10 protein-coding genes are annotated in these 9,409 nt (G+C 36.7%); 9 read left to right on the forward strand and 1 reads right to left on the reverse strand.

All coding sequences use genetic code 11. From position 1 onward, the window contains the following. A partial coding sequence (locus OXQ85_RS20740; protein WP_346659725.1) for an alpha/beta hydrolase occupies positions 1-137 on the reverse strand: 137 nt, incomplete at its 3' end. Positions 138-455: 318 nt separating this feature from the next. Between OXQ85_RS20740 and OXQ85_RS20475 the strand changes: the two genes are divergently transcribed. The 9 genes from OXQ85_RS20475 to OXQ85_RS20745 form a co-directional block, all read left to right on the forward strand. Beyond that, positions 456-929 (forward strand): DNA starvation/stationary phase protection protein, encoded by a 474-nt coding sequence (locus OXQ85_RS20475; RefSeq protein WP_267406993.1) that lies wholly within the window; start codon positions 456-458, stop codon positions 927-929. Between the two features lie 71 nt (positions 930-1,000). Then, entirely contained in the window at positions 1,001-1,696 is a 696-nt protein-coding gene (locus OXQ85_RS20480) for a LytTR family DNA-binding domain-containing protein (RefSeq protein ID WP_267406995.1), read from the forward strand. 94 nt (positions 1,697-1,790) lie between these two features. Then, positions 1,791-3,983, forward strand: coding sequence for a hybrid sensor histidine kinase/response regulator (locus OXQ85_RS20485; RefSeq protein ID WP_267406996.1), 2,193 nt, complete (start codon positions 1,791-1,793; stop codon positions 3,981-3,983). A gap of 408 nt (positions 3,984-4,391) precedes the next feature. Beyond that, the gene (locus OXQ85_RS20490; protein WP_267406998.1) at positions 4,392-5,450 is read left to right on the forward strand and encodes an NADH:flavin oxidoreductase/NADH oxidase; all 1,059 of its coding nucleotides are present in this window, start codon (positions 4,392-4,394) and stop codon (positions 5,448-5,450) included. Positions 5,451-5,469: 19 nt separating this feature from the next. Beyond that, entirely contained in the window at positions 5,470-6,018 is a 549-nt protein-coding gene (locus OXQ85_RS20495; RefSeq protein ID WP_267407000.1) for an antibiotic biosynthesis monooxygenase, read from the forward strand. A gap of 698 nt (positions 6,019-6,716) precedes the next feature. Continuing rightward, positions 6,717-7,763: a cupin domain-containing protein gene (locus tag OXQ85_RS20500; protein ID WP_267407001.1), complete on the forward strand. Its 1,047-nt coding sequence runs from the start codon at positions 6,717-6,719 to the stop codon at positions 7,761-7,763. A gap of 5 nt (positions 7,764-7,768) precedes the next feature. Further along, positions 7,769-8,461 (forward strand): YoaK family protein, encoded by a 693-nt coding sequence (locus OXQ85_RS20505; RefSeq protein ID WP_267407003.1) that lies wholly within the window; start codon positions 7,769-7,771, stop codon positions 8,459-8,461. A gap of 25 nt (positions 8,462-8,486) precedes the next feature. Beyond that, on the forward strand, positions 8,487-9,002 hold the full coding sequence (locus OXQ85_RS20510; protein WP_267407004.1) for a thioredoxin domain-containing protein: 516 nt from the start codon (positions 8,487-8,489) through the stop codon (positions 9,000-9,002). Between the two features lie 270 nt (positions 9,003-9,272). Then, positions 9,273-9,409 (forward strand): alpha/beta hydrolase (locus tag OXQ85_RS20745; RefSeq protein ID WP_346659726.1); only part of this gene is annotated, 137 nt, incomplete at its 3' end.

The following is a 9,409-nucleotide window of genomic DNA, read 5'->3' on the forward strand; positions in this document are numbered from 1 at the left end:
TTTTGTAAGAAGAAAATTACCTGTGCATCCCAATCGTCAGATGATAAAGGCCATCCGTGGTGAAACATTAATACTGGTCCTTCTCCCTGATCTTTGTAGAAAATTTCTGTTCCGTCTTTTAGTTTTAGTGTACTCATTGTTGTATTATTTTTATTTAAAATTTTTAATTGAATCTATCACCATAATGCCAAAAAACAGCCCAAAACTTTAAAAACACTACCTTTCAGGCACTTAAACAAAAACACGAGTTAAATAAATTTACGAAATACCGTAATTTTATGAAGCGATTTTCAATTTTATATAAAATTCAACGAAATAAATATAACTTTAATAGCCATTCACCGATTCATTTTGCCCGTTCGTCGAAATTTTTGAAAATTCTTTCCTTTTTCATACGACCTTTACTTCAGAAAAACAGCAATAACGCTCGTTTAAAACATTAAATCATACACATCATGAAAGCAAAAATCGGTATCACAGAAAAAAATTCACAAGCAGTTGCAGATCAATTGGCAAAATTATTAGCAGACGAATTTTTATTATACACCAAAACTAGAAATGCCCACTGGAACGTAACGGGAGATAATTTCCACGCCATGCATATTTTCTTTGAAAACCAATACAAACAGCTGGATGACCTCATCGATAGCGTAGCAGAACGTATGCGTAAAATCGGTCATTATGCCCCTGCCACTATGAAAGATTATCTTGAACTGACTCATCTTACAGAATACAGCGACAGAACAAACGACGGTTTAGGATATATGAAAGATCTTTTGAGTGATCACGAAAGCATCATTGATTTTTTACGTGAAAACATCACTCCTTTTGCAGAAAAATACAAAGATTACGGAACGAGTGATTTCATTACAGGTCTTATGGAAACACACGAAGAAATGGCGTGGATGATTCGTTCTTACTTCAGATAAAAGCAGCATCAGAACAGAAAAAAAATAGAAAGTAATAAGTATATTTGTAAACAATCATAAATATACCCACCATGAAAGCCTTAATTGTTGATGACAATGATATAGCGAGAACTACGCTGGCACATTTGGCAAAGCAAATCCCGAATCTTACCATTGTTAACCAATATACCAATGCAATAGACGCCTATCACCATTTGCTGAAAGAGCAGATTGATCTGGTATTTCTGGATATTGAAATGCCTGAAATGACGGGCATTGAGCTTACAAAAACGCTTTCGGGAAAAGATACTATCATTATTTTTACCTCTTCCAAAAAGGAATATGCGCTGGAAGCTTTTGAGCTTAATATTGCGGATTATCTTCTAAAACCCGTAATGCCTGCAAGATTTTTACAGGCGATGAGCAAAGCGCAGGCTATTATTGAAAGCAGGAAAGAAAATATTCAGATCAGTAAAGACGAATTTTTGTTTGTAAGAGATTCTAATATTACAAGAAAGCTGAAACTTGATGATATTTTTTATGCGGAAGCAATGGGCGATTATGTGAAATTTTATACCAAAGAAAAAACATTCGTAATCCACGGAACGATGAAAGCCGCGGAAGAGCGTTTGCCAAAGGAAGACTTCATTCGTGTTCACCGTTCTTACATCATTTCGATGAATAAAATTGATACATTGCAGGACGGCGGCATCATGATCAACGGGAAATTTATCCCTGTGGCAGATGCCTACCGAAAAATTCTTAATACAAGAATGAATGTTTTTTAATTAAGCCTATCCTTATCATCTTTCTATTTCTGTTTAACTGATTGAAGTACAACAATCATCAATATTTATTTTATTTATGCTCAATATTTCTGTCATGGGAAACAAACGGTTTAGTTATTTTATCATCCTTACTTTTATTGCGGGAACACTTCTGTTGATAGCGGTTCAGATCAATTCGGCAAGAAATACGAAAGAACTTATTCATAATAATAATACATTGCTGAATGAGCTTCGATCGAGCAATCATTTACGTGAAATCGACCGTGATATTTTGGGCGTCGAAAGCCGAATAAGAGCCTCGATCGCGACCAATGACACGACCCATCTGGAAGGTATCAATCAGAAAATCAATCAGATTGAAAACTTTTTAGATTCTTTATCCAAAGACAATGCTGATGCGGAAGAAGAACGGCTGATCCACAGACTGAGCGTTTTAGCCATGGAAAAGAAAACAACAAAGGAAAGTCTTCTGCACCGTTATCTTACCTTGGGAAATATGGATGATAATACCTCCATTGCCAATCCGCGAGCCAGAGAAATTTCAAACGAAATCACTTCCATCACCGCCAAAATCTACGAAAGCAGACAAAAGCACATGGTTAAACTGAGCAAACAAAGTGAAGAAATGGGCAAAAAAGCGCGGATTTACGATGTGTCTCTGTTAGTTTTATTAATATTGGGTGGTGCCATCGTTGGCTATCATATTCTCCGTCAATTCAAAAGACAAAGATTGTTAATTGAAGATTTAGATATTGCCGAGAAAAAAGCATCCATTGCTGCAGAAACCAAAGAAAATTTCTTAGCTAATATGAGCCACGAAATACGGACTCCTCTGAGCGGTATTTTAGGCTTTACCAATTTGCTGCAGAAAAGACCACTGGATAAGACTTCAGCAGAATTTGTGTCTTCCATTCAAAGTTCGGGAGAGAATTTAATGACGATTATTAATGATATTCTGGATCTCTCAAAAATTGAGGCCGGAATGATGCGCATTACACCGGGAACCTTTAGTATTAACGGTTTGGTGAATTCTGTGGAAACTTTATTTCTGGAAAGAGCAAAAGAAAAAAAACTGTCTATTTCAAGCAAAGTAGATCCGTCTATTCCAGATACTTTAATTGGCGATGCCACAAGATTGACCCAGATTTTAGTTAATTTAATTGGAAATGCTATTAAATTTACCCTTCAGGGAAGCATTACTATTGAAATTTATAATAAACAGCTATCAGAAAATGAAGCGGTGGTCGGTTTTAAAATTTCCGATACCGGAATTGGAATTGATAAAGAAAAGTTAAATGAAGTTTTTGAAAGGTTTAATCAGGGCGAAGATTCCATAACACGAAATTATGGAGGAACAGGATTAGGCCTCTCTATTGTGAAAAAATTAATTCTTCTCCAAAACGGCGATATTGAAGTCATTAGCGAACAGGGAAAAGGAACGACTTTTCATTTTTATATTCCTTATGGCATTTCAAAAGAGCAGCTAAATACAATTCATACAACAAATACACAGTACTTTAAAGATAAAACAAATACGCCTTTGCGTGTTTTGGTGGTTGACGATAATGCCATTAACCAAAGTCTGATGAAGCATCTTTTATCTCAATGGAATATCGATTTTGACATTGTTTCCAATGGTTTGGAGGCAGTTAATTATCTTAAAGAGAACAATTCAGACCTTGTTTTGATGGATATCCAGATGCCACAAATGGATGGCTATGCTGCCACCCAACAAATTCGCGAGGTTTTACAGCTTGATACTCCGATTATTGCGATGACTGCTCATGCTTTAGCTGGAGAACGTGAAAAATGCCTGAGCCGCGGAATGAACGAATACATTTCTAAACCGATTAAGGAAGAAGAATTATTTAAACTGATCTCCAATTTTGGACTGAACGAGACTGAAAAAACGGAAAAGAAAATTGCAGAAGTGACTTCTCATTACGAGTTCATAGACCTTGCGTATATGAAATCGATCAGCAATGACGACAAAGATTTTGAAATAACAGTAACGCAACAGTTTTTACATAAAGTTACCAATCATTTGCAGGAATTGAAATCGGCTTATGAAAACAATGACTTCAAATTGCTGAAACTAAGAGCTCACGACTTGAAATCGAGTGTCGCCATCATGGGATTACTGCCTGTATTAGAGAAAAATCTAAATGTTTTGGAATTAACAAACGATGAAAATCCAATATCCAAAAAAGCGTTGGATGAAACAAAAGACATCTTACTGAAGTCGTTTTTCGAAACCAAATTATTTTTACAGAATATTAAATCTTAAAACCTGTTTAATTTTATTGGAAAAACGCAAAGACGCAAGGCTTAATAAGAGTTTTCTGCTTTTAAGACACAAGGAAAAAATCAAAGATTTTTTTTTATAACGCTGATTATCAATTTTATCATAGATAAAATCCTTGCGACTTAAAACTTACTACTAGCTAAATAACTTTGCGCCTTTGTGAAAAACCAACCTGAAATTCATTTTGAGTAAAATTTCCATAGCTCTATTTTAATTTTCTAAATTAAAATAAACTCTGTTTATTCTTTTTTATCATTAAGGATTTCAAACGATTAAGACACGTCCAATTAAGAAATCAATAAATTGATTTTTATTAAGTTTTTTAAGCCAAATACTCTTAATTACTTAATGTTAAAAGTAAATTACAAATTTAAACATAATCTTAAAACAATGAATTTATTCACCCCGATACAACTTCGCAATCTTACTTTAAAAAACAGGATTGCCCTCTCTCCCATGCAGCAATACAGTGCTACAAACGGAGTTCCCGGAAACTGGCACATGGTACATTTAGGAAGCCGTGCCGTTGGCGGTGCCGGATTAATTTTAACCGAATGTACAGCCGTTTCCCAAGAAGGTTTAGCCAGATTATATGACACCGGAATCTGGAATGATGAGCAAAAAAATGCCTGGAAAAATATCGTTGATTTTGTTCACCAACAGGACGCTAAAATTGGAATTCAGTTATGGCATTCAGGAGCAAAAGGAAGCCTTAAACATCCTAATGAACGAATGAAGCCCTTAACTCCGGAAGAAGGTGCGTGGATTGTAAAATCATCTTCTGCCACAGAAATTAATGGCGTTACTCCTCAGGAATTAACGATTGATGAAATTCAGGAGTTAACCGTCAAATTTGCAGAAGCCGCTCTTCGCGCGGTAGATGCCGGTTTTGATACTATTGAATTGCATGCGGGACACGGTTATTTATTTCATCAGTTCTACTCTCAAGTCGTTAATAAACGTCAGGACGAATATGGCGGAAGTTTTGACAATAGAATTCGGTTTTTGATAGAAACTGTGCAGAAAGTAAGAAAAGTAATTCCTGAAGGAATGCCTTTATTGGTAAGAATTTCAGCGGTTGATTATATCGATTCTGAAGAAGCCTGGACGTTGGAAGACAGCATCGCGCTTTCAAAAATCCTTAAAGAAAATGGTGTAGACCTCATCACGGCTTCCGGTGGAGGATTTACCAATGTGAGCAAAGATAAAGTGTATCCCGGTTATCAGGTTCCTTTTGCGGAAGCAATAAAAAAACAGACCGGAATTTCAACGGGCGCTGTAGGATTAATCACAGAAGCCGAACAGGCCAATACTATTATTGAAAATGAACAGGCCGATTTGGTTTTGATTGCCAGAGAGCATTTACGTGATCCTTATTTTGCGATTCATTCAGCTAAAAAATTAGGTCTCGAAACTGAGGTTCCGTGGCAGTATAAAAGAGCTTTTTAATTCAATTAAAACATCAGTTATGGACAATCAGGGCGCATCTGTGGTGATTACTCATCATGTGATAGATGGTAAACAGCAGCAATATGAAGAGTGGCTTAACGAAATTTTACCTATTTCTAAAAAAGCAACAGGCTTTATCGATCTTCAGATTGTACGCCCTATTCCTACCCTTACTTTTTCGTATACGGTGATTATCCGTTTTGATACCATTGCTCATCTCAGAAGCTGGATGGAATCTTCCAACCGAAAAAAGCTCATTGACAAAGCACACCCCCTGTTTACAAAAGAAGATAATTACGAAATAAAAACGGGTCTTGATTTTCTTTTTTACGGAGAAACAAATGCCAAAGTTCCTGTTCGCTGGAAACAGTATCTAGCAACATGGTCGGCCATTTATCCGCTATCTTTATTAATTCCGATGATTACCATTCCCATCCTAAGATCGTTTGGAATTCCTGTTAACCGTTATTTTGATGGTTTGGTATCTACAGGGTTTCTGGTTTTCTTAATGATTTACCTCATCATGCCGAATTACACCAAGCTGATAAAAAAATGGCTGTATAAATAATAAGAGCTTCAATATATATCATCATAAATTTCATCTATCAATTAACATCCGTTTCACAGTAATTGTGAAACGGATGTTTTTCTATTTTCTCATACTACGCTTGGATCCCTAACTTTGTGGTTTATTAATTCTTCCCATAAAGTTTGTGATGCTGTAAGCATCTAAACTCGACTTTTTTTATTCTAAAAATACCTACGATCGGTTGCAAAGTATCTGCAACAAGTATCACAAGTACCCAAAGCAGGTAGTAAAAGTACATAGAGCTACTTCAGAAGTGGCTAGAAGTACTTTTGTAACTACCTACAACTGCTTCACGATCCGTTACAGGCATTTGTATAAATACCTAAAGCTATTTAGAAACCAGTCGCAGGTATTTACACAACCTGCTGTAGCTACTTCGGAAGGTGGTATACCCCCCCTTCTGAACCACCCCTAAAGATTTCCATAACTGCCTACAACCATCTAAGGGAGGGGCTTCAACCATTTAACCAAACGTTATTTTAAGATTTAAATTTTCCTTTGTTTAGGATAAAATAGATTACATTTTATCATGATAAAAATTCATCAACTAAATAATCCTAAATCTCAACGACTGATTTTGCCTATTCGTCGAAGACTGCCTAAAAGTAACGGTGTTCTGGAGTAGCTTTACTATAGAAAAATAAACAAACAGTATTTAATCACTAAAAAATAATAGTATGAACAACGAAAAATTAAGCTTCAGATACGAGTTAGAAAAAAAAGAGCCCCGCACCAATGATGGCGGAACAACAAGAGGCACTTCAGTAAAAGATTTCCCAGCCTCGATAGGTATCGCAGGAGTATCTATGAGATTGCAACCGGGAAGCATGAGAGAATTGCACTGGCATGCCAACGCCGCAGAATGGGCTTACGTAATTTCCGGAACGGTACGTACCACCATTATTCATCCTGACGGACACAGCTATACAGATAATTTTGAGCCGGGAGATGTTTGGTACTTCCCAAAAGGATACGGCCACTCGATTCAGGCAACAGGAACAGAGGAATGTCATTTCATTTTAATTTTTGACAATGGTAATTTTTCTGAAGATCATACGTTCAGCGTTACAGATTTCGTTTCGTGTATGCCGCCAGAAATTGTGGCTCAGAATTTAGGTTTAAGCTTAGAAGAAGTGGCTGCTCTACCTCAAAAAGAAGCTTATTTTGCAGCAGGCCCAGTTCCTGACGAATTATCTTCTCTAGCCACAGCACGCCCTGAAGAATCGGATATTGAGCTGACCAGTTTTCACCGTTATCCTTTGCATTCTCAACAGCCGAGAATTATTCCCGGAGGAGGTTTGCAAAGATTGGTAACCAGCAAAGAATTTCCTATCAGCAAAACAATGGCAGGTTCGGTTTTAGAATTACAACCTGGAGCTCTTAGAGAAATGCACTGGCACCCCAATGCTGACGAATGGCAATATTTCATCTCCGGACAGGCAGAAATGTCGGTTTTTTTAGCAGAAGGAACGGTGGTTACAGAACAGTTCAATGCGGGAGATGTAGGCTATGTGCCAATGGGAGCCGGACATTATATTAAAAACACGGGAGACACTTTGTGTAAAGTCTTAATTGGTTTTAACAGTGGTGTATACGAATCTATTGATTTGAGCGAATGGCTCGCAGGAAATCCTAAAGATGTGGTGGAAACCAATTTCGGATTGAAAGAGGGCGAAATTGAAAAATTTCCGAGCCAGAAAGTATTTATTCAACCTAAAAAATAACGGTTGTGCCACCCGAAGCAAAGGCATCCTTATCGGCAGAACAGATTCGGCTGCATGAGAGATTAGCCATACTTTTAGCTTTCGTTGCGGGGTACATGGATGCAACAGGAATTATAAAATGGAAAACGTATGTGTCTTTTATGAGCGGAAATACAACGCAGCTGGGCACATCGCTTTCCTCGGGAAAATGGGGAATTATCATCACCTCGGGCACCGTGATAGTATGTTTTTTATTAGGAATTTATGCCGGAACGTGTTTAGCTGTATGGAAAAAATGTAAAAGTAAAACCATTTCATTTTACCTGGTTATTTTCATATTAATCATCTATTCCGTAGTCTCCTATTATCATCAGATTCCTGCGATTCCTTCAATTGCCATTATAGGATTTTCGATGGGGATTATGAATACCATTGTAACATCCGTAGGCAATCAGAAGGTGAATACAGATTTTGTAACAGGCACTCTTAACAGTCTGGCAAAGAATACTGCGCTATTCAGTATGACAAATGATCAAGAAGAAAGAAAAATGTATGGCAGTAATGCAATTCATTTATTACTTTTATGGTTAGGATTTTTATCGGGAGCGTTTGTTTTAACCCTCGTTATATCGTCCTTAGGAAGCTGGATTTTATTATTCCCTGTAATTATATTGCTTATTTGCGCAGTATGGATTAATAAATCTGCCATTCCAATTTAATATTAACACCAAAAAATAAAATACAATGTCACTAAAACCATCCGTAAGCAAAACCGATCATACTCAGGGAAATCCTGATGCCGATCTGGTGATCGTAGAATATGGAGACTACCAATGTCCCTATTGTGGAGCAGCCTACCCTGTTTTAAAAGAACTGATGAATGAGTTTGGAAACCAGATTCAGTTTGTTTTCAGGAATTTTCCTTTATCTGAAATTCATGAATACGCCAGTTCAGCAGCTGTGGCAGCAGAAGCGGCCAATGTACAGGGAAAATTTTGGGAGATGCACGATGCCATTTATGAAAATCAGGAATATCTGAATGAACGTTTCTTATTTGAACTCGCAGAAAAGATTGGATTGGATCTTGCAAGATTTAAAACAGACATCCAAAAAGCATCTTTAGAAAATAAAGTAAACGATGATTTTGAAAGCGGCGTAATCAGCGGTGTAAACGGAACGCCTTCATTTTTTATCAACGGAAATAAATTCAACGGCAGTGCAACCGATTTACTTCAGTTGGTACGGGAAAATGCAGTCTGAGTTTGCTAAATGGCTGGAAGTGGGAAGAAGGAAGTTTTGTTATGGTTATCGATACATTATTTGGAATTTCATATATATTATGACAATATTTACTTCAAGCTTCAACCCTCCATATCCCCTCCCATCATAATCAAATATTAATTTATCATCAAATTGAACGAAATTAAACTAGATTAATTTCTAATGGTTTAAACCTTCATACATTTGCTAAAGAAATAACACAATACATTATTAAAATAAATTAATCACAAACATTAAAAATTTACAGCAATGAGTACACTTACATTAAAAGACGGAACAGAAATTTTCTACAAAGATCAAGGAGAAGGACCAGTATTGATGTTTCACCACGGATGGCCTTTATCATCTGACGATTGGGACGCACAGGTAATTTTCTTCTTACAAAG

This window comes from Chryseobacterium sp. GM_Chr_2 (assembly GCF_026540445.1).
In the GTDB taxonomy this organism is placed as follows: Bacteria; Bacteroidota; Bacteroidia; order Flavobacteriales; family Weeksellaceae; genus Chryseobacterium.

Coding starts and splice junctions, on each gene's coding strand:
- OXQ85_RS20475 (WP_267406993.1), top strand. CDS start 456: ATGAAAGCAAAAATCGGTATCACAGAAAAAAATTCACAAGCAGTTGCA.
- OXQ85_RS20480 (WP_267406995.1), top strand. CDS start 1,001: ATGAAAGCCTTAATTGTTGATGACAATGATATAGCGAGAACTACGCTG.
- OXQ85_RS20485 (WP_267406996.1), top strand. CDS start 1,791: ATGGGAAACAAACGGTTTAGTTATTTTATCATCCTTACTTTTATTGCG.
- OXQ85_RS20490 (WP_267406998.1), top strand. CDS start 4,392: ATGAATTTATTCACCCCGATACAACTTCGCAATCTTACTTTAAAAAAC.
- OXQ85_RS20495 (WP_267407000.1), top strand. CDS start 5,470: ATGGACAATCAGGGCGCATCTGTGGTGATTACTCATCATGTGATAGAT.
- OXQ85_RS20500 (WP_267407001.1), top strand. CDS start 6,717: ATGAACAACGAAAAATTAAGCTTCAGATACGAGTTAGAAAAAAAAGAG.
- OXQ85_RS20510 (WP_267407004.1), top strand. CDS start 8,487: ATGTCACTAAAACCATCCGTAAGCAAAACCGATCATACTCAGGGAAAT.